Origin of the sequence: Paraburkholderia xenovorans, assembly GCF_046030735.1 — a bacterium.
Classification (GTDB): Bacteria; Pseudomonadota; Gammaproteobacteria; order Burkholderiales; family Burkholderiaceae; genus Paraburkholderia; species Paraburkholderia xenovorans_A.
The window spans coordinates 101,168-127,625 of record NZ_JAQQBV010000001.1 but is presented as its reverse complement, the minus strand read 5'-3'; the positions used below and the strand labels follow the sequence as shown (position 1 = coordinate 127,625).

Annotated in this window: 24 protein-coding genes; 7 read left to right on the top strand and 17 right to left on the bottom strand. The window is 64.0% G+C overall.

What is annotated here, in order from left to right:
• Positions 1 to 84 precede the first annotated feature (84 nt).
• Positions 85 to 1,473: an adenylosuccinate lyase gene (purB, locus tag PQQ51_RS00570; RefSeq protein ID WP_408493926.1), complete on the top strand. Its 1,389-nt coding sequence runs from the start codon at positions 85 to 87 to the stop codon at positions 1,471 to 1,473.
• A 94-nt stretch (positions 1,474 to 1,567) separates the two neighbouring features.
• Here the strand turns inward: purB and PQQ51_RS00565 are convergent, their stop codons facing one another.
• The 4 genes from PQQ51_RS00565 to edd form a co-directional block, all read right to left on the bottom strand.
• A complete protein-coding gene (locus tag PQQ51_RS00565) occupies positions 1,568 to 2,062 on the bottom strand; it encodes a gluconokinase (RefSeq protein WP_408493924.1) in 495 nt (164 codons plus the stop codon).
• Between the two features lie 10 nt (positions 2,063 to 2,072).
• Positions 2,073 to 3,458 (bottom strand): GntP family permease, encoded by a 1,386-nt coding sequence (locus PQQ51_RS00560; protein ID WP_408493923.1) that lies wholly within the window; start codon positions 3,456 to 3,458, stop codon positions 2,073 to 2,075.
• A gap of 334 nt (positions 3,459 to 3,792) precedes the next feature.
• Complete coding sequence (locus PQQ51_RS00555; RefSeq protein WP_408493921.1) at positions 3,793 to 4,434, bottom strand: bifunctional 4-hydroxy-2-oxoglutarate aldolase/2-dehydro-3-deoxy-phosphogluconate aldolase; 642 nt, start codon at positions 4,432 to 4,434, stop codon at positions 3,793 to 3,795.
• A 111-nt stretch (positions 4,435 to 4,545) separates the two neighbouring features.
• Positions 4,546 to 6,450 (bottom strand): phosphogluconate dehydratase, encoded by a 1,905-nt coding sequence (gene edd, locus PQQ51_RS00550; RefSeq protein WP_408493920.1) that lies wholly within the window; start codon positions 6,448 to 6,450, stop codon positions 4,546 to 4,548.
• Positions 6,451 to 6,755: 305 nt separating this feature from the next.
• Here edd and PQQ51_RS00545 point away from each other — a divergent pair, with 305 nt between their 5' ends.
• Positions 6,756 to 7,610 carry a MurR/RpiR family transcriptional regulator gene (locus tag PQQ51_RS00545; RefSeq protein WP_408493919.1) on the top strand — a complete coding sequence of 285 codons (855 nt, stop codon included), beginning with the start codon at positions 6,756 to 6,758 and terminating at the stop codon, positions 7,608 to 7,610.
• A gap of 65 nt (positions 7,611 to 7,675) precedes the next feature.
• On the opposite strand, the gene PQQ51_RS00540 is transcribed toward PQQ51_RS00545, so the two are convergent.
• The 9 genes from PQQ51_RS00540 to PQQ51_RS00500 form a co-directional block, all read right to left on the bottom strand.
• Positions 7,676 to 8,092, bottom strand: coding sequence for a CopD family protein (locus PQQ51_RS00540; RefSeq protein ID WP_408493918.1), 417 nt, complete (start codon positions 8,090 to 8,092; stop codon positions 7,676 to 7,678).
• A 75-nt stretch (positions 8,093 to 8,167) separates the two neighbouring features.
• A complete protein-coding gene (locus PQQ51_RS00535; protein WP_408493917.1) occupies positions 8,168 to 9,439 on the bottom strand; it encodes a glutamate-5-semialdehyde dehydrogenase in 1,272 nt (423 codons plus the stop codon).
• A gap of 248 nt (positions 9,440 to 9,687) precedes the next feature.
• A complete protein-coding gene (gene holA / locus PQQ51_RS00530) occupies positions 9,688 to 10,806 on the bottom strand; it encodes a DNA polymerase III subunit delta (protein ID WP_408493916.1) in 1,119 nt (372 codons plus the stop codon).
• 66 nt (positions 10,807 to 10,872) lie between these two features.
• Positions 10,873 to 11,424 (bottom strand): LPS-assembly lipoprotein LptE, encoded by a 552-nt coding sequence (locus PQQ51_RS00525; protein ID WP_408493915.1) that lies wholly within the window; start codon positions 11,422 to 11,424, stop codon positions 10,873 to 10,875.
• 74 nt (positions 11,425 to 11,498) lie between these two features.
• On the bottom strand, positions 11,499 to 14,099 hold the full coding sequence (gene leuS, locus PQQ51_RS00520; protein ID WP_408493913.1) for a leucine--tRNA ligase: 2,601 nt from the start codon (positions 14,097 to 14,099) through the stop codon (positions 11,499 to 11,501).
• 135 nt (positions 14,100 to 14,234) lie between these two features.
• Positions 14,235 to 14,666: an ExbD/TolR family protein gene (locus tag PQQ51_RS00515; protein WP_408493912.1), complete on the bottom strand. Its 432-nt coding sequence runs from the start codon at positions 14,664 to 14,666 to the stop codon at positions 14,235 to 14,237.
• Between the two features lie 32 nt (positions 14,667 to 14,698).
• A complete protein-coding gene (locus tag PQQ51_RS00510; protein ID WP_408493911.1) occupies positions 14,699 to 15,409 on the bottom strand; it encodes a MotA/TolQ/ExbB proton channel family protein in 711 nt (236 codons plus the stop codon).
• A 75-nt stretch (positions 15,410 to 15,484) separates the two neighbouring features.
• Positions 15,485 to 16,282: a 4-hydroxy-tetrahydrodipicolinate reductase gene (gene dapB, locus PQQ51_RS00505; RefSeq protein ID WP_408493910.1), complete on the bottom strand. Its 798-nt coding sequence runs from the start codon at positions 16,280 to 16,282 to the stop codon at positions 15,485 to 15,487.
• Between the two features lie 191 nt (positions 16,283 to 16,473).
• Positions 16,474 to 17,313, bottom strand: coding sequence for an outer membrane protein assembly factor BamE (locus tag PQQ51_RS00500; protein ID WP_408493909.1), 840 nt, complete (start codon positions 17,311 to 17,313; stop codon positions 16,474 to 16,476).
• Positions 17,314 to 17,471: 158 nt separating this feature from the next.
• Between PQQ51_RS00500 and fur the strand changes: the two genes are divergently transcribed.
• A complete protein-coding gene (fur, locus tag PQQ51_RS00495) occupies positions 17,472 to 17,900 on the top strand; it encodes a ferric iron uptake transcriptional regulator (RefSeq protein WP_115781030.1) in 429 nt (142 codons plus the stop codon).
• Between the two features lie 170 nt (positions 17,901 to 18,070).
• Here the strand turns inward: fur and PQQ51_RS00490 are convergent, their stop codons facing one another.
• On the bottom strand, positions 18,071 to 18,583 hold the full coding sequence (locus tag PQQ51_RS00490; protein ID WP_408493908.1) for an ureidoglycolate lyase: 513 nt from the start codon (positions 18,581 to 18,583) through the stop codon (positions 18,071 to 18,073).
• A gap of 13 nt (positions 18,584 to 18,596) precedes the next feature.
• Positions 18,597 to 19,607 (bottom strand): allantoicase, encoded by a 1,011-nt coding sequence (gene alc, locus PQQ51_RS00485; RefSeq protein ID WP_408493907.1) that lies wholly within the window; start codon positions 19,605 to 19,607, stop codon positions 18,597 to 18,599.
• A gap of 424 nt (positions 19,608 to 20,031) precedes the next feature.
• Here alc and PQQ51_RS00480 point away from each other — a divergent pair, with 424 nt between their 5' ends.
• Positions 20,032 to 20,724, top strand: a complete 693-nt coding sequence (locus PQQ51_RS00480) for a FadR/GntR family transcriptional regulator (RefSeq protein ID WP_408493905.1) — start codon at positions 20,032 to 20,034, stop codon at positions 20,722 to 20,724.
• Positions 20,725 to 20,818: 94 nt separating this feature from the next.
• Here PQQ51_RS00480 and gap read toward each other — a convergent pair whose 3' ends face one another.
• Together gap and tkt are read right to left on the bottom strand one after the other, a co-directional pair.
• Positions 20,819 to 21,829 carry a type I glyceraldehyde-3-phosphate dehydrogenase gene (gap, locus tag PQQ51_RS00475; protein WP_408493903.1) on the bottom strand — a complete coding sequence of 337 codons (1,011 nt, stop codon included), beginning with the start codon at positions 21,827 to 21,829 and terminating at the stop codon, positions 20,819 to 20,821.
• A 98-nt stretch (positions 21,830 to 21,927) separates the two neighbouring features.
• Positions 21,928 to 23,949: a transketolase gene (gene tkt, locus PQQ51_RS00470; RefSeq protein ID WP_408493902.1), complete on the bottom strand. Its 2,022-nt coding sequence runs from the start codon at positions 23,947 to 23,949 to the stop codon at positions 21,928 to 21,930.
• Between the two features lie 321 nt (positions 23,950 to 24,270).
• Between tkt and speE the strand changes: the two genes are divergently transcribed.
• From speE to PQQ51_RS00455, 3 genes are all read left to right on the top strand, one after another.
• Complete coding sequence (gene speE, locus PQQ51_RS00465) at positions 24,271 to 25,164, top strand: polyamine aminopropyltransferase (protein ID WP_408493900.1); 894 nt, start codon at positions 24,271 to 24,273, stop codon at positions 25,162 to 25,164.
• A 114-nt stretch (positions 25,165 to 25,278) separates the two neighbouring features.
• Positions 25,279 to 25,692, top strand: a complete 414-nt coding sequence (locus PQQ51_RS00460; RefSeq protein ID WP_408493899.1) for a VOC family protein — start codon at positions 25,279 to 25,281, stop codon at positions 25,690 to 25,692.
• 18 nt (positions 25,693 to 25,710) lie between these two features.
• Positions 25,711 to 26,451 carry a 16S rRNA (uracil(1498)-N(3))-methyltransferase gene (locus PQQ51_RS00455; RefSeq protein ID WP_408493898.1) on the top strand — a complete coding sequence of 247 codons (741 nt, stop codon included), beginning with the start codon at positions 25,711 to 25,713 and terminating at the stop codon, positions 26,449 to 26,451.
• The last annotated feature ends 7 nt before the right edge of the window (positions 26,452 to 26,458 follow it).

Genomic DNA, 26,458 nt, shown 5'->3' with positions numbered 1-26,458 from the left:
CCTCCGTTCCAGAACCGGTCCTTGCGCGCTCGCCGAGCGTCCATCGACCCAATTCGGCCCGTCCGGCCCAATAAGCGCCCAATCATGTCCGACACCCGCCCCGATACCCTGTTCGCGCTGAACGCGCTCTCCCCGCTCGACGGCCGTTACGCGTCGAAAACCGAAGCGCTGCGCGAGTGGCTCTCGGAAGCCGCTTTCATGCGCAACCGCGTGACCGTCGAAATCCACTGGCTGATCGCACTGTCGCGCGCCGGTTTCGCCGAAGTGCCGCGCTTTTCCGAAGCGTCCGAACAATTCCTGCTGCAACTGGCCGAGCGCTTCACCGCGCACGACGCCGCGCGCATCAAGGAAATCGAACGCGTGACGAATCACGACGTGAAAGCGGTCGAGTACTGGTTGAAGGAGTCGGTCAAGGGTCAGGAAGAACTGGAGCGCGCGAGCGAATTCATTCACTTCGCGTGCACGTCGGAAGACATCAACAACACGTCGCACGGTCTGATGCTCGCGGGCGCCCGCGAACACGTGATCCTGCCGGCGCTGCGCTCGGTGCATCAGCGTCTCGTCGCGCTGGCCCATGCGCATGCCGAACAGCCGATGCTGTCGCGCACGCACGGTCAGCCGGCGAGCCCGACCACGCTCGGCAAGGAAATCGCGAACGTCGCCGCGCGTCTGGAACGCGCGATCCAGCGCATCGCGAAGGTCGAGCTGCTCGGCAAGATGAACGGCGCGGTCGGCAACTTCAATGCGCATCTGTCCGCGTATCCGGAATTCGACTGGGAAGGGTTTTCGCGCGACGTGGTGGAACAGCGCCTAAAGCTCACGTTCAATCCGTACACGATCCAGATCGAACCGCACGATTACATGGCCGAGCTGTTCGACGCGGTGTCGCGCGCGAACACGATCCTGCTGGATCTGGACCGCGACGTGTGGGGCTACATCTCGGTCGGTTACTTCAAGCAGCGCACGAAGGCCGGTGAAATCGGTTCGTCGACGATGCCGCACAAGGTCAACCCGATCGACTTCGAAAACTCGGAAGGCAACCTGGGTCTCGCGAACGCCACGCTGCGCCACCTCGCCGACAAGCTGCCGATCTCGCGCTGGCAGCGCGATCTGACCGACTCGACCGTGCTGCGCAATATCGGCGTCGCGTTCGGTTATTCGCTGCTTGCGTACGACTCGCTGATCCGCGGCCTGGACAAGCTCGAAGTGAACGCAGCGCGTCTGAACGAAGATCTCGACAACTGCTGGGAAGTGCTGGCCGAGCCGGTGCAAACGGTGATGCGCCGTTACGGCATCGAGAACCCGTACGAGCAGTTGAAAGAGCTGACGCGCGGCAAGGGCATCACGCGCGAAGCGCTGCAAACGTTCGTGAGCGGCCTCGCGATTCCGCAAGACGCGAAAGACCGTTTGCTCGCAATGACGCCGGCTTCGTACATCGGCAAGGCGGTTGAACTGGCCAAGCGGATTGCTTGAAGTCCCGCCTAAGCTGACCGCATGAAAAAAGGCGCTCCGTGTGAACGGAGCGCCTTTTTTATCGCCGAAGCCAACCAGGCGCGAGCCGGAAACCTCAGCGCTTTTCCACCTGCACCAGCACCTCTTCGACGATCGCTTCCGGCGACAGCTCGATACTCACCGTGATCGCCTCATCCTCGCCCGGCTCTTCGAGCGTGTCGAGCTGGCTTTGCAGCAGCGACGGATCGAAGAAGTGACCGGTACGCGTAGTCAGCCGCTCTTCCAGCACTTCGCGCGAGCCTTTGAGGTACACGAAGATCACGTCCTCGTCGCCGTTACGCAGGATGTCGCGATACGAGCGCTTCAGCGACGAACACGTGAACACCGCCGTCTCGCCCGCCTTCTGCTTTTCCTCGATCGCCGCGCGGATCGTTTTCAGCCACGGCCAGCGGTCTTCGTCGGTGAGCGGAATGCCTTTGTGCATCTTCTCCTTGTTCGCGGCGCTGTGAAATGCGTCGCCGTCGGTGAAGGCGCACTGCAGGCGTTCAGCCAGCATTTCGCCAATCCTCGTTTTGCCGGCGCCCGACACGCCCATTGCGATCAGAATCATCAAAAACTCCTTACACGACCGTCGCTAGCGCGAAGGTCAAACCCAAGCCCATCAGCGAAATGATGGTTTCGAGGAGCGACCATGTCTTGAAGGTCTGCCCCACCGTCATACCGAAGTATTCCTTGATCAGCCAGAAGCCGCCGTCGTTCACGTGCGAGAAGATCAGCGAGCCCGAGCCGGTGGCGAGCACCAGCAATTCCGGCGTGACCTGCACGCCGCTCGCCGATGCGATCGGCGCGACGATGCCGCACGCGGTGGTCATCGCCACCGTCGCCGAACCCGTCGCGAGACGGATCAGCGCGGCCACGAGCCAACCGAACAGCAGCGGCGACAGATGCATCGCCGTGGCCACATTGACGATTTCCTTCGAAATGCCGCTGTCCATCAGCACGCGGCCGAAGCCGCCGCCCGCGCCGACGATCAGCGTGATGCCCGCGATCGGCGCCAGACATTCGCCGCAGAATTTCTGGATCTGCTCGCGATTGAAGCCGCGGCTCGCACCGAAGGTCCAGAAGCTGACCAGCACCGCGATCAGCAGCGCGACGTCGGAGTTGCCGACGAAACGCAGCAGATCGTTGGCGAGCGTTTTCGGCGCGAACACGAGGTCTGCCCAGCTGCCGATCAGCATCAGGATCACCGGCAACAGAATCGTGAACAGCGTGATGCCGAAGCTCGGCAGTTCGCGTTTCGGCGCAGCGTTGCCGTCGGCGTCTTTCGCGCTGTCGGCGGAACCGAGGAATTGGGCGGCGAGCGCGTTGTCTTTCGGCAGCTTGATCGCGCGGCTGATCAGCAGCGCGAACAGCGGACCGGCGACGATCGCCGTCGGAATGCCGACGATCAGACCGTACGCGATCGTCTTGCCGATGTCGGCGTGATACGCCTGCACCGCGAGCATCGCGGCCGGGTGCGGCGGAATCAGACCGTGCACGACGGACAAACCCGCGACCATCGGCAGGCCGATCAGCAGCAGCGACTTGCCGGTGCGCTTCGCGACGTTGAACGCAATCGGAATCAGCAGCACGAAACCGACTTCGAAAAACACCGGCAAGCCGACGATGATCGCGACGACCATCATCGCCCAATGAATGTTCTTCTCGCCGAACCTGTCGATCAATGTGGTGGCGATACGCTCGGCGCCGCCCGATTCGGCCATCATCTTGCCGAGCATCGTGCCGAGGCCCACCACGATCGCGATGTGGCCGAGCGTGTTGCCGTTACCCGTTTCGAACGATTTGACGATGGTGCCGATCGGCATGCCGGACGCGAGCCCGAGCAGCAGCGACACGATGATCAGGACGAGGAACGGATAAACCTTGTAGCGCGTGATCAGCAAAATCAGCAAGGCGATGGCGATCACTGCGAAGACCAGCAGCGTGCTGCCGTGGACAGCTTCCATGAAGCTCCTCCTTTTGCGTTATTGATTGTGGGCGCCGCCAAGCTGGCGCTTCGTGGCGGCCCCGTCGGGGACCGCCAGAAACCTTGCGGCGACCCAGCGTTTTCGTATGTGTATGTGAAACGCGGCTGGCGTCTGTCTCACGGCGGCCTGCTGCAGTGCGTGAAACCGGTCAGGCCGCGCGGACGCTGAATTTTACTGTCTGTAGCCTTGGAACGTGCGCGAGTCCGGTGCGTCGCGCATAAAAAAGCCTCGTCGCGACAACCTGAACGGCTGCAACGACGAGGCTCCTTCATCAAGTCCTGCGAAAAAAGACCTGAACGCCGGCTGTTTCGACTCAGTGCGAAGGCGCGGCCAACTGGCTGGCGGCACGCGCGAGACGGGTCACCTCGTCCCAGTTCTGCGCGGCCAGCGCGGCTTTCGGCGTGAGCCACGAACCGCCGACGCACACCACGTTCGGCAGCGACAGGAAATGCGTGGCCGTTTCCGCGGTGATGCCGCCGGTCGGGCAGAACTTCAGCGTCGGAAACGGACCGTGAAAAGCTTGCAGCATCGGCACGCCGCCGGCTTGTTGGGCCGGGAAAAACTTCACGATCTCGTAGCCGAGTTCGAGCGCGGTGATGATGTCGGTGGGCGTCATCACGCCCGGCAGCAGCGGCAAGCCGGCGTCCTGTGCGGCCTTGTGCATGTCTTTCGTGAGGCCCGGCGATACGCCGAACTGCGCGCCCGCTTTCTTCGCCTGAGCGCAGTGCTCGGGCTTCGTGATCGTGCCGACGCCCACCACGATGTCTTCGGCCAACTGGCTCGCGCGTTCGATCGCTTCGAGGCCCGCTGCGGTGCGCAGCGTGATTTCCAGCACCTTCACGCCACCCGCGTGCAGTGCCCGCGATACGTTTTCGCCCTGCTCGACCGAGTCGAACGCGAGCACCGGAATCACCGGGCCGAGGCGCACGATATCGCTTACTGTTTTCGACGTCATAGTCAGACTCCTTGTTTCTGCAGCGTTTAGCTGGCTTGAGTGGTGCTTGGGTGTTCGTTCGTTCACGTGTTTTGCGGCTTGGCCGTCGAGCCTTTCGTGCCCTTCGTGCTTTCAGCCGTGTGCTTTCGCGTGTTCTTCGGCGTGGGTCTTCGCGCTCGCCGGTTCGCCGTGCCGCGTCGCGTGCTCGCCGACCAGCGGACCGAACACCGACGCGCCCAACTCCGCCGGCGCCGCTGCCGCCCGGAACACGCCGAACAGCTCGCGGCCGAAGCCGACTTCGTTTTCCGCCTGGTGCTGCGGCAAAGCGCCTTCGCGCGCCGCCCATTCAGCCGCGTCGATTTCGATGTCGAGCACGCCGGCATCGGCGTCGATCACCAGCGTGTCGCCGCTGCGCACCTTGCCGATCGGCCCTTGCAGCAACGCTTCCGGCGACAGATGAATCACCGCCGGCACCTTGCCCGACGCGCCCGACATGCGGCCGTCGGTGACCAGTGCGACGTGGAAACCCTGATCCTGCAACACACCGAGCAGCGGCGTCAAACGATGCAGCTCGGGCATGCCGTTTGCGCGCGCGCCCTGAAAGCGCACCACGGCGATGAAATCGCGCTTCAGCTCGCCGTTGTCGAACGCGGCCTGCACGGCTTCCTGCGAATCGAACACGATGGCCGGCGCCCTCACCTTGCGATGCTGCGTCGCGACCGCCGAAATCTTGATCACGCCGCGACCGAGCTTGCCCTGCATCAGACGCAAACCGCCGTCCGGCTGGAACGGTTCCTTGATGCCGCGCAGCACCGTCGTGTCTTCGCTTTGCGCCGCGCCCGGCACCCATTGCAGCTTGCCGTCGAGCAGCTTTGGCTCTTCGGTGTAGTGATGCAGGCCCTTGCCCGCGACCGTGTTGACGTCTTCGTGCAGCAAGCCGCCTTCCAGCAGATTGCGCACGAGAAACGCGACGCCGCCCGCCGCGTGGAAGTGGTTCACGTCGGCCTTGCCGTTCGGGTAGATCTTCGCGAGCAGCGGCACCGCTTGCGACAACGTATCGAAGTCGTCCCAGTCGATCACGATGCCGGCCGCCCGCGCGATCGCGACCAGATGCAGCGTGTGATTGGTCGAGCCGCCCGTCGCCAGCAACGCGACGATGCCGTTGACGATCGCCTTCTCGTCGACCACATGGCCGATCGGCGTGTAATTGCCGCGCTCCACCGTCAGATCGAGCACGCGCCGCGCGGCCTGCGCGGTCAGCGCGTCGCGCAGCGGCGTGTGCGGATGCACGAAGGCCGCGCTCGGCAGATGCAGGCCCATCACTTCCATCAGCATCTGGTTGCTGTTGGCGGTGCCGTAGAAAGTACAGGTGCCGTGGCTGTGATACGCGGCGGCTTCCGCTTCGAGCAGCGCGTCGCGGCCGCATTGACCGGTGGCGAACAGTTGGCGCGTCTTCGCTTTGTCGTCGTTCGACAGGCCGCTGCCCATCGGACCCGCCGGCACGAAAATCGTCGGCAGATGGCCGAATTGCAACGCGCCGATCAACAGGCCCGGCACGATCTTGTCGCAGATGCCGAGGCACAGCGCCGCGTCGAACATGTTGTGCGTGAGCGCGACCGCCGTGCTCATCGCGATCACTTCGCGTGAGAACAGCGACAACTCCATCCCCGCGTTGCCCTGCGTGACGCCATCGCACATGGCCGGCACGCCGCCCGCGAATTGCGCGACGCCGCCGTTTTCACGCGCAGCGTCCTTGATGATGTCCGGGTAGTTTTTGTACGGCGCGTGGGCCGACAACATTTCGTTGTACGAGGAGACGATGCCGATGTTCGGCTGGCGAATCTGCTTGATCACCAGCTTGTCGTTGCCTTCGAGGCCGGCAAAACCGTGCGCCAGGTTCGCGCACGACAGCGCGCCGCGCGCCGGGAATTTGCCCTGCGCCTGTTCGATGCGGGCCAGATAGGCCTCGCGCGTGGGCTTGCTGCGCTCGATCACGCGTTGCGTGACCTTCAACAATTGCGAATGCGGGGAAACCATCGGAGCTCCTTCGTCGCTGGCGACACGTGCTCGTTCAATGCGCGCGCTTTATGCCAGGTAGGTATCGCGGGGGAATGTCGAATCAGTCGACGCCGCAATCTTAGTAGAAAAACTACACGATCGCAATGACGAGTCTTGCTGCGATGCGGCATCTGTCAACGGGCCTTACCGCCTTACAGGCTGGCCTTATGCGGCATTTAGGGCCGAACCTAGGGATTACACCTACATCACGATATGTAGTTTTTGTACCTTCCTCGGCAATCGGATATAGTCCACGCATTCTTCAGCATAGTGCGAGTTCTCCGATGATGCTGTCCCAGGTGGAAGAGATGCGCGACCAGTTGCGCCCGTCCGAGCGCAAGCTGGCCGATTACGTGATCGAAGCGCCACGCGAGGTGCTGGATCTGTCGATGACGGAAGTGGCCGCGCGCGCCGGCGTGAGCCAGCCGACCATCGCGCGGTTCTGTCATGCGCTCGGCTTTTCGGGCTTTCGCGAGTTCAAGATCCGGCTTGCACAGGGCATTGCGGCCGAAGTGCCGGTTGTCTACCGCGACGTGCGTCCCGACGAACCAGCGCCCGGCGTCGCCGCGAAGGTGCTCGACCGGACCATCGGCGCACTGATCCAGGTGCGCAACAATCTGTCGTCGGATAGCGTGGCGGCGGCCATCGATTTGCTGGCGAAGGCGCGGCGTATCGAGTTTTACGGCGCGGGCGGCTCGGGTATCGCCGCACTGGATGTGCAGCACAAGTTCTTTCGGCTGGGCATGCCGAGCGTCGCGTATGCGGACCCGCACACGTTTCTGATGTCGGCGTCGCTATTGGGCGAAGGCGACGTGGTGGTGGCGATTTCGAACACGGGCCGCACGCGCGATATCGTCGACGCGGCGAAGTCGGCACTGGCGGCGGGCGCGAAGGTGATCGCGATCACGCACGGCAATTCGCCGCTGGCGCGGCTGGCGAGCGTCGGCCTGTTTGCCAACGTCGATGAAGACACAGACATCTTTTCGCCGATGACCTCGCGCGTATCGCATCTGGCGATCGGCGATATCCTGGCGGTGGGAGTGGCGCTGAGCCGCGGACCGGAGCTGGTCGAGAAACTGGCGCAGGCGAAGGACGTCTTGTCGCGGCGGCGGATTCAGGACCCGGCGACGGGCGCGTAGCGCACGAACTATTGCGTTGAACAGATGTGACACGCGGACCGCGACAACGGGTCCGCGTTTTTGCTTCAGAACGGCTTGATCACCACCAGCGCCACTGCCGCAAGCATCCCCAGCACCGGCAATTCGTTGAACATCCGATACCACTTGTCCGTGCGACGATTCTCACCGCGCTCGAAGGTCCGCAGCAGCACGCCGCAATAGGCGTGATAAACGATCAGCAGCACGACCACACCGACCTTCGCGTGAATCCAGCCCTGGCCGCGGCCGATGCCGACCGCGAGCCATAGCCACAGCCCACACGCGAGCGCCGGCACCGCGATGAACGTCATGAAGCGAAACAGCTTGCGGGCCATTGTCAGAAGACGCGCGGTCGCCGCGGGTTCCGTTTCCATCGCCAGATTGACGAAGATGCGCGGCAGATAGAACAGGCCGGCGAACCATGAGGCAACCAGAACGATGTGAAACGTTTTTACCCAAAGCATCAGTTGTCCTTGTGCGGCTCGTTATCGTGAAGGTCCGCACTCTTCGTGGCGCGTTCGTGGTGTTACTCAAAGGAATTACTGGCGCCCTTCGCCATGCCCAAGCACGACGTACTTGAGCGACGTGAGCCCTTCCAGCCCCACCGGCCCGCGCGCGTGCAACTTGTCGTTCGAGATGCCGATTTCCGCGCCCAGACCGAATTCGAAACCATCGGCGAAACGCGTCGACGCGTTGACCATCACGCTTGCCGAATCCACTTCGCGCAGAAAGCGCATTGCGCGGTCGTGGTCTTCGGTGACGATCGCGTCGGTGTGATGCGAGCCGTATTCGTTGATGTGCTCGATCGCCGCGTCGAGATTGTCGACCACCTTGATCGCCAGCACCGGCGCCAGGTATTCGGTGCGCCAGTCTTCGTCGGTCGCGTCGACGAGCGGACCCACGCCCGCCTCGGCGAGCACCGCGCGCGCGGCGGCGTCCACGCGCAATTCGACCTCTTTGCTACGGTACAGCTTGCCCAGCGGCGGCAACACTTCCGCCGCGATGCCGCGCGCGACCAGCAGCGTTTCCATCGTGTTGCAGGTGCCGTAGCGGTGCGTCTTCGCGTTGTCGCACACCGTCAACGCGCGGGTGAGATCCGCGCGGTCGTCGACGTACACGTGGCAGATGCCGTCGAGGTGCTTGATCATCGGCACACGCGCTTCTTTCATCAAGCGCTCGATCAGACTCTTGCCGCCGCGCGGCACGATCACGTCGACGTATTCGGTCATCGTGATCAGCTTGCCGACCGCGGCGCGGTCGGACGTGGCCACCACCTGCACCGCGTCCTGCGGCAAACCGGCGGCCTCCAGCCCTTCGCCGATCAGCTTCGCCAACGCGGTGTTGCATTCGAGCGCTTCCGAACCGCCGCGCAGAATCGTCGCGTTGCCGGACTTCAGGCACAGCGCGGCTGCGTCGATCGTCACGTTCGGCCGCGATTCGTAGATGATGCCGATCACGCCCAGCGGCACGCGCATCTGGCCGACCTGGATGCCGCTTGGGCGAAATTTGAGGTTGCTGATCTCGCCGATCGGATCGGCCAACGCGGCGACTTGCCGCAAGCCTTCGACCATCGTTTTCAACGCCTTGTCCGACAGCGTCAGGCGATCGATGAACGCCGCGTCGAGACCTTTGTCGCGGGCTCGCGCGAGGTCGCGCGCATTGGCCTCTTTCAGCGACGCCGCGTCGCGCTCGATCGCTTCGGCCACCGCCGCGAGCGCCGCATTCTTTGCCGCCGTCGACGCCCGCGCCATCGCACGCGAAGCGTGGCGCGCGCGGCGGCCGAGGTCGGTCATGTACTGGTCGATATCCATGGTGATTCTCGTGGTGCCGCGCACGTTCACGTGCAGCGGACGGACAGAATTAGCGAAAGATCAAGCGATTGTAAGTCGGGAGAAGGCGCTGTGCTTGCCGCGGCGGCGGCCGTGAGCACCGCTGACGCCGGCTCGCTCGGGCCGTCGATGCCGGCCAATCACGCACCGGACTGCGCAATCGGCGCCGGCTGCGACACGTTGGCGCGACGGTTCGATCAACCTGTGAACCTACCGCCGGCCGCCTTTGATCAGACTGGCCTTCGTGCCGACGCTGCCGGCGCCGTACGAGGTCGTGGCGGCGGTGCGGCCGCGGTTTTCGGCGCAGCCACCGTCATGGCGAGTTCGAACAGGCCGTCCCACGGATCGGGCGGCGGATCGTTGCGATGGTTGCCCGGCGTGCCGCCGGACAGCCCCTTCACCTGCCGATCCAGCCGCGCGGCCAACGCGAGCGCCTTCTCCAGCGTGCCCTCGGTCACACGCGACAGCGCCGGGCCGATCAGCCGCTCGCGCGGACCCCACACGCGGTTCTCGCGCACCAGCACCGCGAGCGGCTTGCCCGCCGACACGCCGCGCTTGATTCGCAACAGCGTGCGCACTTCTTCGACGACCGCCCACAGCACCAGCACCGCGGCCTCGCCTTCGCCGCGCAAGCCGTCGAGCATGCGCGACAGGCGGCCGACATCGCCCGCCAGCATCGCTTCGTTCAGCTTGAAAACGTCGTAACGCGCGACGTTCAGCACGGCGTCGTGAATCTGTTCGAAGCTGAGCGATCCGGCCGGATACAGCAGCCCGAGCTTCTGGATTTCCTGATGCGCGGCGAGCAGGTTGCCTTCCACGCGCTCGGCGATAAACGCCAGCGCGCGCCGCCCTTCCTCTCCGGCCGCCACGCGCTGACCTTGCGCCGCGAGCCGCTGGCCGACCCAGTTCGGCAATTGCGCGCGCTCGACCGGATCGATCTTCAGCGCGACACCCGCTTCGGACAGCGCGGCAAACCACGCCGACTTCTGCGTGGCCGCGTCGAGCCGCGGCAGCGTGATCATTGTCAGCACGTCGTCGTTGACGGCGGCGGCGAGCGCCTTCAGTGCATCCCCGCCTTCCTTGCCGGGCTTGCCCGATGGAATGCGCAACTCGACCAGTTGACGATCGCCGAACAGCGACATCGACTGACTCGCGCCGAGCAGCGAACTCCAGTCGAAGCCGCGCTCGACGGTGAACACCGATCGGTCGGTGAAGCCGGCCGCGCGCGCCGTGGCGCGAATGCGATCGCCGGCTTCCTGGGCGAGCAGGTGCTCATCGCCGAACACGACGTACAGTCCGGCGAGTCCCTTGGCGAGATGCGCTTCGAGCGCGTCAAGTCGCAGTTGCATGGCTACCGATCGGCGAGGTTGAACAAAGACAAAGGCGGCAAACCCGGTATGAATCGGCCACGACACTCACAGCGGCGGCGGCGGCAACGGCGCACGCGGCGCCACTCCCGGCACTTCCTGCCCAGGCGCCGGATGCATCGACTTCACCAGCGAAAGACGCCGCGACAGTTGATCGATCGCGTCGCTTTCCATGTCCGCGAACAGGAGGTCGGATTCCGCCACCTTCGCCTGCGAGTACTGGTCGCTATAAGTCATCGCGCGGTTCAGCGCAATGATGCTCGGCGGAATCAGCACCGTGCCGTCCTTGCCGATCAGCGTGTATTGCATCGACAGATTCGCCTGGTACTCTTCGACAACCCCCAGCGAATTCAACGTCAGCGTACTCAAGCCGCGGCTTTCGGTGATCTGCAAAGTCGCATCGGCATTAGCCGGCGAAGTCACCACCACGGTGTCGCTGCCGCCTTGCACGAGACGCGTGAGACGCGCACTGCCCGCCGCCGAGCCGCCGGCGATGAACAGGCGTTTGAACGCATAGTCCTGCTGGCCGCGCAGCTGGAAGCCGCAAGCGGACAACATCATCACGCTGCAAGCCAGCGTCAGAAACAATCTGCGAGTCACATTGGCTCCTGGGTTCGCAGTGGATTGCGCAGCGGGGGACGGGCACCGCCCCGCCGCCATGTCGGCATGCGCCGTCAAACGACCACGTTCACGAGTCGGCCCGGCACCACGACGATCTTCTTCGGGGCACGGCCTTCGCTGAACTTCTCGACCGCCTCGTGAGCGGCGGCGAGCTTTTCGATGGCTTCACGCGACGCGTCTTTCGCCACCGTGAGCGCGCCGCGCACCTTGCCGTTCACCTGCAGCACGAGTTCGATTTCAGCCTGTTCCAGTGCCTGTTCGTCGACCTTCGGCCACGCCGCGTCGAGCAGCGAGCCGAATTCGTCGGCGTAACCGAGCTCCTGCCACAACTGGAACGTCAGATGCGGCACCACCGGGTACAACACGCGCAGCATCACGCTGTAAGTTTCGCGCAGCACCGCCGGTTGCGCGCTCTTCGCGCTGTCGAGCGCGTTGAGCATCTTCATGGCCGCCGACACCACCGTGTTGTATTGCAGACGCTGATAGTCGAAGTCCGCCTGCTTCAGCACGCTGTAGATTTCGCGGCGCAGCGCTTTGTCGGCATCGTTCTGCTTCGCGGCGTCGAACGTGCCGCCGTTGCCGCCTGTACGCAGCGCGCCCTCGTTCGCCTGACCGAAGTTCCACACACGACGCAGGAAGCGGCTCGCGCCTTCCACCCCCGAGCCGGACCACTCGAGCTGCTGCTCGGGCGGCGCGGCGAACATCACGAACAGACGCGCGGTGTCAGCGCCATGCTGATCGATCAGCAATTGCGGATCGACGCCGTTGTTCTTCGACTTCGACATCTTTTCGACGCCGCCGAGCACCACCGGCTGGCCGTCCGAGTTCAACACGGCGCCAACCGGGCGGCCCTTGTCGTCGAACGAGACGGTGACGTCGGCCGGGTTGTACCACGTCTTCTTGCCCACTTCGTTTTCGCGGTAATAGGTTTCGTTGAGCACCATGCCCTGCGTGAGCAGATTCTTCGCCGGCTCGCCGAACTTGATCAGACCGAGGTCGCGCATCACCTTCGCCCAGAAGCGCGAGTACAGCAGGTGAAGAATCGCGTGCTCGATGCCGCCGATGTACTGATCCATCGGCGCCCAGTAGTCGGTGCGCTCGTCGACCATGGTCTTCGCATCCGGCGACGCATAGCGGTAGAAGTACCACGACGAATCGACGAAGGTATCCATCGTGTCGGTTTCGCGCTTCGCCGCGCCGCCGCAAGTCGGGCAGACGCAGTTCACGAACGCTTCGGACTTCGCGAGCGGGTTGCCCGTGCCGTCCGGCACGAGGTCTTCCGGCAGCACCACCGGCAGATCTTTTTCCGGCACCGGCACGTCGCCGCAGGTCGGGCAGTGGATGATCGGAATCGGCGTGCCCCAGTAACGCTGGCGCGACACGCCCCAGTCACGCAGACGCCACGTGATCTGCTTGTCGCCGAGGCCGAGTTCCTTCAGGTCCGCGGCAATCCGGTCGACCGCCTGCTCGTACGCGAGACCGTCGTACTTGCCGCTGTTGATCAGCGTGCCGGTCTTCTCGCCGTACCACTCTTCCCAGGCTTCGGTGGAAAACGGCTTGCCTTCCACGGCCACCACCTGTTTGATCGGCAGACCGTATTTCTTCACGAACGCGAAGTCGCGCTCGTCGTGCGCCGGCACGCCCATCACCGCACCTTCGCCGTAGCTCATCAGCACGTAGTTGCCGATCCACACTTCGACCTGCTCCTGCGTCAACGGATGCGTGACGTAGAAGCCGGTGCCCCGGCCCTTCTTTTCCATCGTCGCGACATCGGCTTCCGCCACGCCGCCGCGCTTGCATTCTTCGATGAACGCCTGCAATTCCGGCTTGTCCTGCGCGAGACGCGTGGCGAGCGGATGCTCGGCGGCGATCGCGCAGAAGGTCACGCCCATGATCGTGTCGGCACGCGTGGTGAACACGCGCAACAGCTTCTGTTCACCGTCGATCTCATACGGGAAGCCGAAGTTTACGCCGAAGCTCTTGCCGATCCAGTTCTGCTGCATGATCTTCACGCGCTCGGGCCAGCCGAGGCCGTCGAGATCGTTCAGCAGTTCGTCCGCGTATTGCGTGATGCGCATGTAGTACATCGGGATTTCGCGCTTTTCGACCAGCGCGCCCGAGCGCCAGCCGCGGCCGTCGATCACCTGCTCGTTGGCGAGTACGGTCTGATCGATCGGATCCCAGTTCACCGTGCCGGTTTTCTTGTACGCGATGCCCTTTTCCAGCATCTTCAGGAACAGCCACTGGTTCCACTTGTAGTAATCCGGGCTGCAGGTGGCGACTTCGCGCGACCAGTCGATCGCGAGGCCCATCGACTGCATCTGCTTCTTCATGTAAGCGATGTTGTCGTAGGTCCATTTCGCGGGCGGCACGTTGTTCGCCATCGCCGCGTTTTCCGCCGGCATGCCGAACGCGTCCCATCCCATCGGCATCAGCACGTTGTAGCCGTTCATCCGCAGATAGCGGTACATCACGTCGTTGATCGTGTAGTTGCGCACGTGACCCATGTGCAGCTTGCCCGACGGGTACGGCAGCATCGAGACGCAGTAGTACTTGGGCTTGTCGGAGGTTTCCGTCGTCTTGTACGCGTCGATGGCGCGCCATTGCCCTTGCGCGGCGGATTCGACGTCGGAGGGAACGTATTTTTCGTGCATGGTGTGATGGGATCGCTGGGTTCGGTGCTTTCGCACCGGCCTGGTGCTCTGCTGGATGAAATGGCTTCGATTCCCCTTCTGCGGGGGAAAGGGCTGATTATACCGTTCGCGGACCGGTGCGCCGCGTGGCGAGGCTTACTGCGCGGCGCCCGGCGGCGGCGGATCCGTCACGAAACCGATCCGCTCGAGGCCCGCCTGCTGCGCGGCGCCCATCACCTGCGCGATCACCTCGTAGCGCGTGGAACGCTCGGCGCGCAGCTGGATTTCGGGCTGATCCGCCTGTTTGCCCGCTTCAGCGAATTGCGCGCGCATCTGCTGCAGCGTGATGACCGTGCCGTTCCAGTAGAGCTTGCCGGCTGCGTCGATGGAAAGAGAGATGGTTTGCGGCGTTTGCCGTGCCGGAGCGGCCGCGACCTTGGGCAAGTCCAACCGGATCGCGTGCGTGAATAAAGGCGCGGTAATGATGAAAATCACCAGCAGCACCAGCATCACGTCGATCAGCGGCGTCATGTTGATGTCCGCCATCGGCGCGGCTGTCTGCTTTTTTTCAAGTCCGCCGAATGCCATGCTGCTGCCTCCTTTCGCGTGAACGCCGCCGCTCAGCGCGTTTCGTCTGCGATCGCGCGCGGTGCGTGGCGTGCTGCGTCGTCCGCCGGCGCGCAAACGTACGCGTGCAGATCGTGCGCGAAGCCGTCGAGTTCCTCCGACAACTGCCGCACGAGCCGCCCGAGCACGTTATAGGCGAGCACCGCCGGAATCGCGACCACGAGGCCGAACGCCGTCATGATCAGCGCCTCGCCGACCGGCCCGGCGACATTCTCGATCTGCGCCTGGCCGCTCGCCGCGATGCTGCCGAGCGCGTGATAGATGCCCCACACGGTGCCGAGCAGGCCGACGAACGGCGCCGTGCTGCCCACCGAGGCAAGCAGCACCTGGCCGAATTCGAGCCGCCGCTGCGACGCATTGAGCGCCTGGCGCAACGCGCGCAGCACTCGCTCGCCGCGCTCGACGCGCGCGAGCAGCGCGCCCGGAATATCGACTTCCGCGGCATATAGCGCGGCTTCGGCAAGCGGCGTGAAAACCCGTTCGCGATCCACGCGCTTCAACGCCGCGACGCCTTCGGAGAGCGTGGGAGCCTGCCAGAACTGCGCGATCGCGCGCGCCGCCTGACGTTTCGCGCGCGTGAGAATCCAGCTTTTGACGATCAGAAAGCACCAGCTCGCAATCGACATAGCCAGCAGCACATACGCGACGCCATGCGTGATCGCGTCGCTCGTTTGCAGGTAATGGGTGATGCCGCTGCCCGCCATCTGACCTCGCAATTCTTGCTAGTGGAACGTGATTACAGGGGCGCAAGCCGGGCCTTGAACGGCCCGGCGACATGCTCAACGCAAACCGAGCACATCCTGCATATCGAAGAAGCCGTTCTTGTGGCCTTCGAGGAAACGTACAGCACGAAGCGCGCCTTGCGCATAAGACAAGCGGCTCGCCGACTTGTGCGTGATTTCGATCCGCTCGCCGATGCCCGCGAACAGAACCGTGTGGTCGCCGACGATATCGCCGCCGCGGATCGCCGAAAAGCCGATCGTGGACGGATCGCGCTCGCCGGTCACGCCTTCGCGACTGTAGACCGCGCAGTCGTCGAGATTGCGGCCCAGCGCGCCGGCGATCACCTCGCCCATCGTGAGCGCGGTGCCGGACGGCGCGTCGACTTTGTGACGATGATGCGCTTCGATGATTTCGATGTCGTAGCCGGTCGCGAAATGCTTCGCGGCGTACTCCAGCAGCTTCAGCGTGACGTTCACGCCCACGCTCATGTTCGCCGAGAACATGATGGCGATTTTCTCCGCCGCCGCGCGCAGTTGCGCTTTCTGTTCATTGTCGAAACCGGTCGTGCCGATCACCATTTTCACGTTGTGGCGCTGCGCGGCTTCGAGATGCGCGAGCGTGCCCTCGGGGCGCGTGAAGTCGATCAGGTAGTCGGATTCGGCGAACACGCGCTCGATGTCGTCCGTGAGCAGCACGCCGGTCTGTTTGCCGAGAAATGCGCCGGCGTCCTGACCGAGTTGCGGTGAACCCGCGCGGTCGAGCGCACCGGACAGCGTGGCGTTGGAATCGTTGAGGACGGTTTCGATGAGCATGCGGCCCATACGGCCCGATGCGCCAGCAATGGCAATTTTCATGGCTACGAGGGTTCGGAGAGGCAAAACCCGGCAAACGCGGGCGAAAGCGACGGCGCTGGATTGAGACCCGGGCGCGCCGCACAGAACGGGTACTGCACGACTACGGCACAGCGACTGCAGAAAGCCTGACGGGCGCTGCACGCGGCGCGTTGCCCGCATGCAGCGCCCGTCTTAAGACAGGGACAGCGCGATCAGCCGCCCGTTCCCGAAGCCGGAACCGGGGCGGTAAGCGGCGCGTTGAGCGTCGGACCGCCGCTGTTGCCTTGCGGGCCCGTCGGCCCCACCGGATTGTCCTGGTTGCCCTGCGTTTGCGGCGGCGGCGGCCGGTGGAACTGGAACTGCGGCTGACCGGCGGCCGTCGGACCTTGCGACGGAATACCGCCGCCGTTCGCGGTTGGCGCCGCGGCGCGTGCCGACGAAGTGGTCTTGCCCGTAGGCGCCTGCACCGCATTCGTCGCACGATTGGCGGCTTGCGCGGCTTCGGCGTTCGCGTCGGTAGACGGGGCAGCCGCTGCGGCTGCGCCATCGACGGACGGCGAGCGCGTGGTGTCCGTCGCAACCGGCGCGGATGTGGACGCCACCGCCCCGCTTGCGGCACCGGCAGCACTCGCCACGACTGGCGTTGCGGCTTTCTTGCCGCGCTTGTCGCCGTCGATTTCGGCCAGCAATTCGAGGTTGGAAGGCAGGTCTTCACCGCCCGACCAGCTCGCGAGACGATCGCCCGCGAAGATCAGCACCAAGTCGCGCTCCTGCACGACGTTAGTCGAGCCGCGCTTGAAGTAGAACACGTAGTCCCAGCGGTCTGCGTGGAACATGTCGGAGAGCAGCGGCGTGCCGAGCAACTGGCGCACCTGCGCGCGCGACTGACCGACTTGCAATTGCGCGGCCGCTTCCTTCGAAACGAAATTGCCTTGCACCACCGTGATACGGTACGGCGTAATACTTTGGGCAATGCGCTGTGTCAGGCTGTCGTAAGTGGAACATCCGGCAAGAACCGCGACAGTCGCAACAGCGATCAAGGTACCCCGCATGCGGCTCCCCCGGTAGATCAATTGAGATTTTGAAATCATTTCACTCACCGTGCGGGCCCGCTGACGAGCCGCGCGAGTTTCATTCCATCGAAGATGACCAGAACGGCAAAAACACATTACTATGAGAGCCCAGCATTGTACTCTAGGGATCCCTTGTCATGACCAATCCAACCGATCTCAAGAATATCGGGCTCAAGGCGACCCTTCCGCGCCTCAAAATCCTTGAGATTTTCCAGCATAGCCCCGTGCGTCACCTGACTGCAGAAGACGTCTACCGCAACCTGCTGCATGAAGAACTCGATATCGGCCTTGCCACCGTGTATCGCGTGCTCACGCAGTTCGAGCAGGCTGGCCTGCTCTCGCGCAGCAACTTCGAGTCGGGCAAGGCGGTGTTCGAACTGAACGAAGGGTCGCACCACGACCACCTCGTATGCCTCGATTGCGGAGTCGTCGAAGAGTTTTTCGACTCCGAAATCGAAAGCCGCCAGCAGTCCATCGCGAAGGAGCGCGGCTTCAAGCTGCAGGAACACGCGCTGGCGCTGTATGGCGCGTGCACGAAGGAAAATTGCCCGCATCGCAAGCACTGACGTCACGTTAGCGCAGCAGGGCCGCGTCGGGGGTACGCGCTCCGCAGGCAAAAAAAGACCCGGCCGATGCAAATCGAGCCGGGTTTTTTTGCGTCCGCGCGCGGTTTATTACACGCGAATGCCGTTGCCTTACGGTAAGTCTTCGGGTGCTTGTCGGGTGACTTTTCGCGCTATTCGACGAGTTCCGGATGGGTCTCGAACGCGAGCCGCCACGGTTGCGTCAACGGCAGTTCGTCGCAGTTCGGCTGCTCGCCGCCCCGATCGACCACGATGAAATCGCTCACCTCGTCGAGCGCGAGCAGCGGATGGTGCCACACGCCTTTCGCATAGTTCACGCCCTGCCAGCCGTCGCTCCAGAACCCGCGCAGGCGTGACGGATCGAACTCTCCCGCCGGCGCGACCACCACCAGATAGCGGCGCGCCGATAGCGGGATGAAAGCCTGACTGCCGAGCGGATGACGCTCCATCATCGCGATCTCGACGGGCCACGCGCGCGGTTGCGCACGAAACAGGTTGATCAACGGACGCCCGCCGTGCGCTGTCACGTCGACCGTGGCGAGGTCGTGATAACGCTCGGTCGTGCCGCCGTTGATCGCGAAATGACGCGCGCCGTCCAGTTCGATCACGTCGCCGAACGGCGCGAAAGCCGCGCGCGTCAGGCGCTCCATCTGCAATGTTTTCATCGATGCCGCTCCGTCACGCGATCTCGCCCCACAGACGCAAGCGCGACACGCCGCCGTCGGGGAAGATATTGAAACGCACGTGGGTGACCGGGCCGAGCGCGGCGAGTCCGCCCTCGAAGCTGTGCACGTGGTCCATCCGCAGCTTCTGCTCGTCGAGCAGCATCGGCCAGAACATCGCCTGGGTGACGAGCGAGTCGTCGGTGCCGCCCGTTACCGCGGCCGCTTGTAGCGAACAGCGGTCCGGGAAATTGCCCTTGAAGTGCGCGGTGTCGACCTCGATCCGGCGGATCACGCCGGGCCGGGCGAGCGCGACGATCGCCCAGTCGTTGCCGGGCTCGCGACGGCGCCGCGTCTCCCAGCCGTCGCCCATATTCACGCCGCGCCCCGGCATCAGCATCTGCGAGGCTGCGCCGAAATGCTGGTTGTTGGCCGCCACGAGGTATGCGCCGTTTTCGATCGCCGCCAGGTCCAGCAACGTGCCGCGCCCGACCCGCTGCCAGTCGCGTTTCGGCTGGCCGTACACGCGCAAACGGGCGAGCCCGCCGTCCGGATACAGATTCACGCGCAGATGCGTGAACGCGCGGGCGTCGCTCACCTCGACGTAGTGGTGCTGGTTGCCCTGCAACGTGGTGGCGGGCACGAGCGGCTGCCAGTCGGCGTCGTCCGGCGGCGTATCGCTTTCCACGTGACACGCGTCGATCGACGCGGCCGGTGGGAAATTGCCGGTGAAGTGGCTCGTATCCAGATCCACGCCATGCACGACGCCCGGCCGCGCGAGCCGGATCACGCAGTAATCGTGGCCGGTGGTGCGTTTGCGGCGCGTTTCCCAACCGTCCATCCATTTGCCGTGGTCGTCGTATTTGCCGGGGATGAACACCGCCGGTTGCGGCTCGAGCATGCGTTCCTTCGGCGCGAAGAATTCGTCGCTGGCGTAAAGCGCTTGTGCGCCCAGACGCGGGTCGGCGAGATTCATGTAGCGACGCGTGAAGGCGGGAGCGTTGGGGTCGAGGATCGGATTGGCCATAATTTCGTGGTCTCGCAGTCTCGGGTGAGCGACGAAGGGTTAAGGAATACCCGGCAGAGCGTGGTCATCTGCCGGCAAAGCGACGCGTGCGGGTGTCTCGATTCAGCACACGATGCGCGCATGCCCGACACGGCGACACCGCCGTCGCGACGCGGTTGCCGATCAGACGGTCAGCACGCGCACGATGCCGATGAACCTTGCGGCATGCGTGTTGCGAGCCACATCTGTTCAGACTGGTCCGACCAGTATCGTTATGGCGAATAATAGGAAGCCGATATACTGGCGTCAAGGATTCATATTGGAATGTTTACCCGTTCCGTCAAAGCGTTGCGGCGCTTGCCGAGGCTTGTGGACAAGCTCTCGCAAGAGCACCCGGTACACGTATTAGAATGCTGGTCAGACCGCGACAACCGAGTGAGAAACGATGAAAAACGCCCCGCACACCGTCACCGACGCCGCCATCGCGACGATCCGCGAGCGGATCGAGGCAGGCGTCTATCCGGTGGGCAGTCTGCTGCCGGCGCAGCGTCAGCTTTCGGAGGAACTGGCGATCAGCCGTGCATCGCTGCGCGAAGCGCTGTCCACGCTGGAAGCGCTCGGTCTGCTGATGATTCGCCCCGGCAAGGGCGTATATGTGGAAAGTGCGCAGGCCAACGCCGCTCAATCGTGGCGCTTCGCCGAGCAGTCGTCGTTGCCCGACACTTATCAGATGCGTTATGCGCTTGAGGGCTTTATCGCGCGCATGGCGGCGCTGGCCGTGAGCGACACCGACCTCGCGTGGTTCGAAGACAATATCGCGGCGCTGCAAACGGCGCTGGCACACGAGGAACTCGATGAAGCCGCCCGCCTCGACTACGACTTCCACATGCGCATCGTCAGTATTGCGGGCAACGCGGCGATCGAGTCGATCCTGAGCAGCAGCGCGGAGATCATGAAGGAAAGCCAGCGGATGCCGTTCTATCGGCGCGAGCTGGTGCTGTCCACGTACCACGAACATCGCGTGATTCTGGATGCACTCAAGGCCCGCGACTCCACCGCGGCCGGCAAGGCGATCGAAACGCATATCTCGAACGCCGCGCAACGCGCCGGCGTGTATTTTCCGACGCCGCAGGTATAAAAAAACCGCTCCGAGGAGCGGTTTCTTCTTGCAGTCGCCGTGTAATCGCCCGGCAAAGCCCAACCGCGGCCGCCGGGCAGACCAGGCAAACGACTTACTTCGCGTTCGCGAGCGCCACAGCCGTGTCGAGCATGCGGTTCGAGAAGCCCCACTCGTTGTCGTACCAGCTCGACACCTTCACCAGACGACCCGACACCTTGGTCAGCGTGGCGTCGAACGTCGACGAAGCCGGGTTGTGGTTGAAGTCGATCGACACCAGCGGCGCCGTGTTGTAGCCGAGGATGCCCTTGAGCGCGCCTTCCGACGCTTCCTTCATGATCGCGTTGACTTCCTCGACCGTCGTGTCGCGCGCGGCGATGAACGACAGGTCGACGATCGACACGTTGATCGTCGGCACGCGAATCGCGTAGCCGTCCAGCTTGCCGTTCAGTTCCGGCAGCACCAGACCGACAGCCGAAGCCGCGCCGGTCTTGGTCGGGATCTGGCTGTGGGTGGCCGAGCGCGCGCGGCGCAGGTCTTCGTGGTACACGTCCGTCAGCACCTGGTCGTTCGTGTACGCGTGGATCGTGGTCATCAGACCGTTCACGAGGCCGATCTTGTCGTTCAGCGGCTTGACCAGCGGTGCGAGGCAGTTGGTCGTGCACGATGCGTTCGAGATCACCGTGTCCGAAGCCTTCAGCACATGGTGGTTCACGCCGTAGACAACCGTCGCGTCGACGTCTTTACCGCCCGGCGCCGAGATGATCACCTTCTTTGCGCCGCCCTTGATGTGCGCGCTCGCCTTTTCCTTGGTCGTGAAAAAGCCCGTGCATTCCAGCACGACGTCCACATTCAGTTCGCCCCACGGCAGTTCGGCCGGGTTGCGGTTGGCCAGCACGCGGATCTTGTCGCCGTTGACGACCAGGTAGTCGCCGTCCACCGACACTTCGCCCGGGAACTTGCCGTGCGCGGTGTCGTATTGCGTCAGGTGAGCGTTGGTCCTGGCATCGCCGAGATCGTTGATGGCGACGATTTCGATATCGTGCTTCTTGCCGTTTTCGTAGAAGGCGCGCAGCGTGTTGCGGCCGATCCGGCCGTAGCCGTTGATTGCGACGCGAATCGTCATGGTCTATCTCCTGATGGCTGAAAAAATACGTCACAGTTCGTCTGACTGGCCGCGTTGCCGCGCGTTCGCACGCAAGCGGCAACGCTCGTGGCCGAAGATCAGCCGAGCGCGGCTTTAGCCGTCTCTACGACGTGCTCGACGGTGAAGCCGAAATGCTTGAACAGCACGCCAGCCGGGGCCGATTCGCCGAACGTGTCGATGCCGACCACGCCGCCTTCGAGACCCACGTACTTGCGCCAGAAATCCGTCACGCCCGCTTCGATCGCGACACGGCGCACGCCTTGCGGCAACACGCGTTCGCGGTACTCGGCGTCCTGCTTGTCGAACACGGTGGTCGACGGCATCGACACGACCCGTGCCGCAATGCCTTCGCGAGCCAGCGGCTCGACCGCGTTCAACGCCAGTTCAACCTCAGAACCGGTGGCGATCAGGATGATCTTGCGTGCGACGATCTCGTCGTTCCAGTCGCGCAGCACATAACCGCCCTTCTCGATGTTGGCGATCTGCGCGTCCGTGCGCTCCGAGAACAACAGGTTCTGACGGCTGAAGATCAGGCACGACGGGCCGTGATGCTCGACCGCGTGGGTCCAGGCCACCGCGGTTTCGACGGTATCAGCCGGACGCCACACTTGCAGGTGCGGAATCAGACGCAGGCTCGCAACATGTTCGATCGACTGGTGCGTCGGGCCGTCTTCGCCGAGGCCGATCGAGTCGTGCGTGAACACGAAGATCGACGGCGCTTTCATCAGCGCGGCCACGCGCAGCGCGTTGCGGCTGTAGTCCGAGAACGTCAGGAACGTGCCGCCGAAGGCCTTGAAGCCGCCGTGCAGCGCGACGCCGTTGATCGCGGCGCTCATGCCGAATTCACGCACGCCGTAGTTCACGTAGTTGCCGGCGGCTTTGCCTTCGGCGTTCACGCGCACGGGCTTCGCGGCCTTCCAGTTGGTCAGGTTCGAACCGGTCAGGTCGGCGGAGCCGCCGAGCAGTTCCGGCAGCACAGCCGACAAACCTTCGATAGCCTGTTGCGACGCCTTGCGCGTAGCGATGGTTTCCGCGCGTTCGTTCGCGCCGGCGATGATCGCCTTCGCCTTTTCCTTCCAGTCGGCCGGCAGCTGCTTCGCGTCGCGACGCTTGAACTCGGCGGCTTCCTGCGGGTACTTGGCCGCGTACGCTGCAAACGCCTTGTCCCATTCGGATTCGATGCGCGCGCCCGCTTCCTTCGCGTCCCATGCCGCATAGACTTCTTGCGGGATCACGAACGGCTCCCACTTCCAGCCGATCTTTTCGCGGGTGGCCGCGATTTCCTTGTCGCCGAGCGGCGCGCCGTGCGAGTCGTGGCTACCGGCCTTGGTCGGCGCACCTTCGCCGATCACGGTCTTGCAGCAGATCAGCGTGGGCTTGTCCGACAGCTTCGCTTGCTTGATGGCGGCGTCCACTGCGTCGACGTCGTGACCGACCACGTTCGGGATCACATTCCAGCCATATGCTTCGAAGCGCTTCGGCGTGTCGTCGTGGAACCAGTGGACCACTTCGCCGTCGATCGAGATGCCGTTGTCGTCGTAGAACGCGATCAGCTTGTTCAGCTTCAGCACGCCCGCGAGCGAACAGGCTTCGTGCGAGATGCCTTCCATCAGGCAGCCGTCGCCGACGAACACATACGTGTGGTGGTCGACGATCGATGCGTCAGGCTTGTTGAATTCGGTAGCGAGCAGCGACTCGGCGAGCGCCATGCCCACTGCGTTCGCCAGACCCTGGCCGAGCGGGCCGGTGGTGGTTTCGACGCCCGGCGTGATCCCGTATTCCGGGTGGCCCGGCGTCTTCGAATGCATCTGACGGAAGTTCTTCAGCTCTTCGATCGGCAGGTCGTAGCCGGTCAGATGCAACAGCGAGTACAGCAGCATCGAGCCGTGGCCGTTCGACAGCACGAAGCGGTCGCGATCGGCCCATTGCGGGTTCTTCGGGTTGTGGCGCAGATGACGCGACCACAAGGCCACGCCGATTTCGGCCATGCCCATCGGCATGCCGGGGTGGCCGGAATTCGCTTTTTGAACGGCATCCATGGACAGCGCGCGGATCGCGTTGGCCATCAGGGAAGTGGGTGCAGGAGACGGGGTCGTCATGTCGAGTCCGGAGACAGAGTCAGAAAGCGGTGCGCGCTCGAGGACCGGATGCTCGCATGCCGGTTCGCTTCGGCGCACGGTGCGGCGCCAGGAGACGCGAAACGGGCAGAGCAAACGGACAAGGCTGAAAGCGTGCCATTCTAACAGAACGTTGTTGCCGTTCTGCTTGCAAAGCAGAGTGGGATTGCAGCTGTTCGTGCGGCCGGATGCGGCGGCGGTGCGCGCCGGTCGCGGATGCGGAGCGCGTCCGCCCTTTACAATCGGACCACCTCGATTCACTTTGCCAACCTGCCGCTGTGCCGCGCACGGAGCCCGCTCGTTATGACCGATTCGCTGCTGTTCCATCCTGGTCAAGGCGCTGTCTACGGCTTCGACAATGCGCGTCGCATTGCGAGCGTGACCTCGCCGTACCAGCACATCGAGGTGTGGGACACGCCGCAGCTCGGCCGTCTGTTCACGCTCGACGGTCGGCCGATGACCTCCACCGGCGACGAATTCATCTATCACGAATGCATGGTGCATCCTGCTGCCTTGACGCATCCGGCGCCCCGCTCGGCGCTGGTGCTGGGCGGTGGCGATGGCGGCGCCGCGCGGCAATTGCTGAAGCATCCGGGCATCGAACGGATCGTGGTAGCGGAGCTCGACGCAGAAGTGGTGCGCCTGACGCGCGAGCATCTACCGCAAGTACACGGCGGTGCTTTCGACGATCCGCGCGTGGAACTGGTGATCGGCGACGCCGCGAAGTATGTGACTGGGGCGGTGAAGGCTGCCGCTTCCAACCCTGCCGCGCGATTCGATCTGGTCGTCTTCGACCTGACGCCGCCCGATTCGCCCGCCGCCGGTCTCTACACGCCGGCCTTCTACACGCAACTCAAACTGGCGATGAACCCGAACGCCGCGCTGTCGCTGCACCTCGGCTCGCCGTACTTCCACGCAGAACGCATTAATCGATTGTTGAGCGATCTACGCGACGCATTCACGATCGTTCGCACGATGAGCACCTTCATCCCGCTCTACGGCTCGCTCTGGATGATGGCGACCGCCAGCGACACGCTCGACCCCACATCGCCCGGCGTCGCAGAACTCGAATCGCGCATGGCTGGGCGAAGCATCCCACCGTTGCAGCACTACGACGCCGCGCTGCATCCCGCACTCTTCTCGGCATCGCGCGCGGTGCGCGATAAACTAAGTCAGTTCTTCAAGCCGTCGAGCTGACGCGCGTGCAAAATGCGCGGTCCGCCGACGCGCTGAAGAGGCACCGATACGCGCCCGACCGCACGCCTTGCCGCACGCGTCGCGCCCCGCCAACCCATCGATCCGGAGAACTCCATGACCGCCTCCCGCCCAGCCGGTGTGCCCTGGTTGACCCCTTATCTGACGGTGCGCGACGCCCGTGCCGCCAGCGCCTTCTTCACGGCGGCATTCGGTTTCGAAGTGCGCGACAGCGTGCAGGACGACGGCGTCGTCATGCATGTCGAGATGACCTATCAAGGCCAGTTGATCGTGATGTTCGCGCCCGAAGGCGCGTTCGGCTCGGCGGCGAAAACGCCCAAAAGCTCGGGCGCGATCGCGCCGCAATCGTTCTACGTCTACGTCGACGATGTCGACGCGGTCTATACGCGGGCACTGGCTGCCGGCGCCAAATCGCTGAGCGAGCCACAGGATCAGTTCTGGGGCGACCGGTTCGCCCAGGTCGAAGATCTGGACGGCTACCGTTGGGCGCTCGCTCGCCATCTTTCCTGAACTAGTGAGTATTTTTCGATGCCTCGTTTCTTCGTCGGCGCCGCTCTTCAATCCGACGACATCCTGCCGTTGCCCGATGACGTCGCCCGCCATGTTCTCGTGCTGCGCTTGCAGCCGGGCGATTCGATCACGCTGTTCAACGGCGAAGGCGGCGAATACAGCGCCGAACTCCTCGAAGTCGAGCGGCGCTCGGCCACCGTCCGCATCCGCGAGTTTCGCGATCACGAAGCGGAGCCGCCCTACCGGCTGACGCTCGCACAAGGCATCGCTGGCGGCGACAAGATGGACTGGCTGATCGAGAAGGCGGTTGAACTGGGCGCATCGTGTTTCATGCCGCTCACCGCTACGCGCAGCGTCGTGCGGCTTGCCGGTGAACGCGCGCAGCGGCGCCATGCGCACTGGCAAGGCATCGTGCGGGCGTCGTGCGAACAGTGCGGGCGCAATCGTCTGCCGGAAATCATGCCGGTGCGCGACATCGCCGCCTGGCTGGACGCGCTGCCCGCCGCAGCCGAAGACGGCGAGTTGCGCATCTTGCTGTCGCCGCGTGCGAGCATCGGCTTCGCGGCACTGCCGGCCGATCCGCCGTCCGGTCGCGTGACGGTGCTGATCGGTCCGGAAGGCGGTTTGTCGGCGGAAGAAGAAGCGGCCGCGATCGAGCAAGGCTTTACGGCTGTCGGACTCGGACCGCGCGTGCTGCGCACCGAAACCGCGGGCATCGCGGTTCTGTCCGCTCTGGCTGCGCGTTGGGGAGGCTGGTAAAAGCAAA

What these genes read in the sequence shown, in the direction of transcription:
- purB (WP_408493926.1), top strand. Translation starts at nt 85, where the DNA reads ATGTCCGACACCCGCCCCGATACCCTGTTCGCGCTGAACGCGCTCTCC.
- PQQ51_RS00565 (WP_408493924.1), bottom strand. Translation starts at nt 2,062, where the DNA reads ATGATTCTGATCGCAATGGGCGTGTCGGGCGCCGGCAAAACGAGGATT.
- PQQ51_RS00560 (WP_408493923.1), bottom strand. Translation starts at nt 3,458, where the DNA reads ATGGAAGCTGTCCACGGCAGCACGCTGCTGGTCTTCGCAGTGATCGCC.
- PQQ51_RS00555 (WP_408493921.1), bottom strand. Translation starts at nt 4,434, where the DNA reads ATGACGTCGAAAACAGTAAGCGATATCGTGCGCCTCGGCCCGGTGATT.
- edd (WP_408493920.1), bottom strand. Translation starts at nt 6,450, where the DNA reads ATGGTTTCCCCGCATTCGCAATTGTTGAAGGTCACGCAACGCGTGATC.
- PQQ51_RS00545 (WP_408493919.1), top strand. Translation starts at nt 6,756, where the DNA reads ATGATGCTGTCCCAGGTGGAAGAGATGCGCGACCAGTTGCGCCCGTCC.
- PQQ51_RS00540 (WP_408493918.1), bottom strand. Translation starts at nt 8,092, where the DNA reads ATGCTTTGGGTAAAAACGTTTCACATCGTTCTGGTTGCCTCATGGTTC.
- PQQ51_RS00535 (WP_408493917.1), bottom strand. Translation starts at nt 9,439, where the DNA reads ATGGATATCGACCAGTACATGACCGACCTCGGCCGCCGCGCGCGCCAC.
- holA (WP_408493916.1), bottom strand. Translation starts at nt 10,806, where the DNA reads ATGCAACTGCGACTTGACGCGCTCGAAGCGCATCTCGCCAAGGGACTC.
- leuS (WP_408493913.1), bottom strand. Translation starts at nt 14,099, where the DNA reads ATGCACGAAAAATACGTTCCCTCCGACGTCGAATCCGCCGCGCAAGGG.
- PQQ51_RS00515 (WP_408493912.1), bottom strand. Translation starts at nt 14,666, where the DNA reads ATGGCATTCGGCGGACTTGAAAAAAAGCAGACAGCCGCGCCGATGGCG.
- PQQ51_RS00510 (WP_408493911.1), bottom strand. Translation starts at nt 15,409, where the DNA reads ATGGCGGGCAGCGGCATCACCCATTACCTGCAAACGAGCGACGCGATC.
- dapB (WP_408493910.1), bottom strand. Translation starts at nt 16,282, where the DNA reads ATGAAAATTGCCATTGCTGGCGCATCGGGCCGTATGGGCCGCATGCTC.
- PQQ51_RS00500 (WP_408493909.1), bottom strand. Translation starts at nt 17,313, where the DNA reads ATGCGGGGTACCTTGATCGCTGTTGCGACTGTCGCGGTTCTTGCCGGA.
- fur (WP_115781030.1), top strand. Translation starts at nt 17,472, where the DNA reads ATGACCAATCCAACCGATCTCAAGAATATCGGGCTCAAGGCGACCCTT.
- PQQ51_RS00490 (WP_408493908.1), bottom strand. Translation starts at nt 18,583, where the DNA reads ATGAAAACATTGCAGATGGAGCGCCTGACGCGCGCGGCTTTCGCGCCG.
- alc (WP_408493907.1), bottom strand. Translation starts at nt 19,607, where the DNA reads ATGGCCAATCCGATCCTCGACCCCAACGCTCCCGCCTTCACGCGTCGC.
- PQQ51_RS00480 (WP_408493905.1), top strand. Translation starts at nt 20,032, where the DNA reads ATGAAAAACGCCCCGCACACCGTCACCGACGCCGCCATCGCGACGATC.
- gap (WP_408493903.1), bottom strand. Translation starts at nt 21,829, where the DNA reads ATGACGATTCGCGTCGCAATCAACGGCTACGGCCGGATCGGCCGCAAC.
- tkt (WP_408493902.1), bottom strand. Translation starts at nt 23,949, where the DNA reads ATGACGACCCCGTCTCCTGCACCCACTTCCCTGATGGCCAACGCGATC.
- speE (WP_408493900.1), top strand. Translation starts at nt 24,271, where the DNA reads ATGACCGATTCGCTGCTGTTCCATCCTGGTCAAGGCGCTGTCTACGGC.
- PQQ51_RS00460 (WP_408493899.1), top strand. Translation starts at nt 25,279, where the DNA reads ATGACCGCCTCCCGCCCAGCCGGTGTGCCCTGGTTGACCCCTTATCTG.
- PQQ51_RS00455 (WP_408493898.1), top strand. Translation starts at nt 25,711, where the DNA reads ATGCCTCGTTTCTTCGTCGGCGCCGCTCTTCAATCCGACGACATCCTG.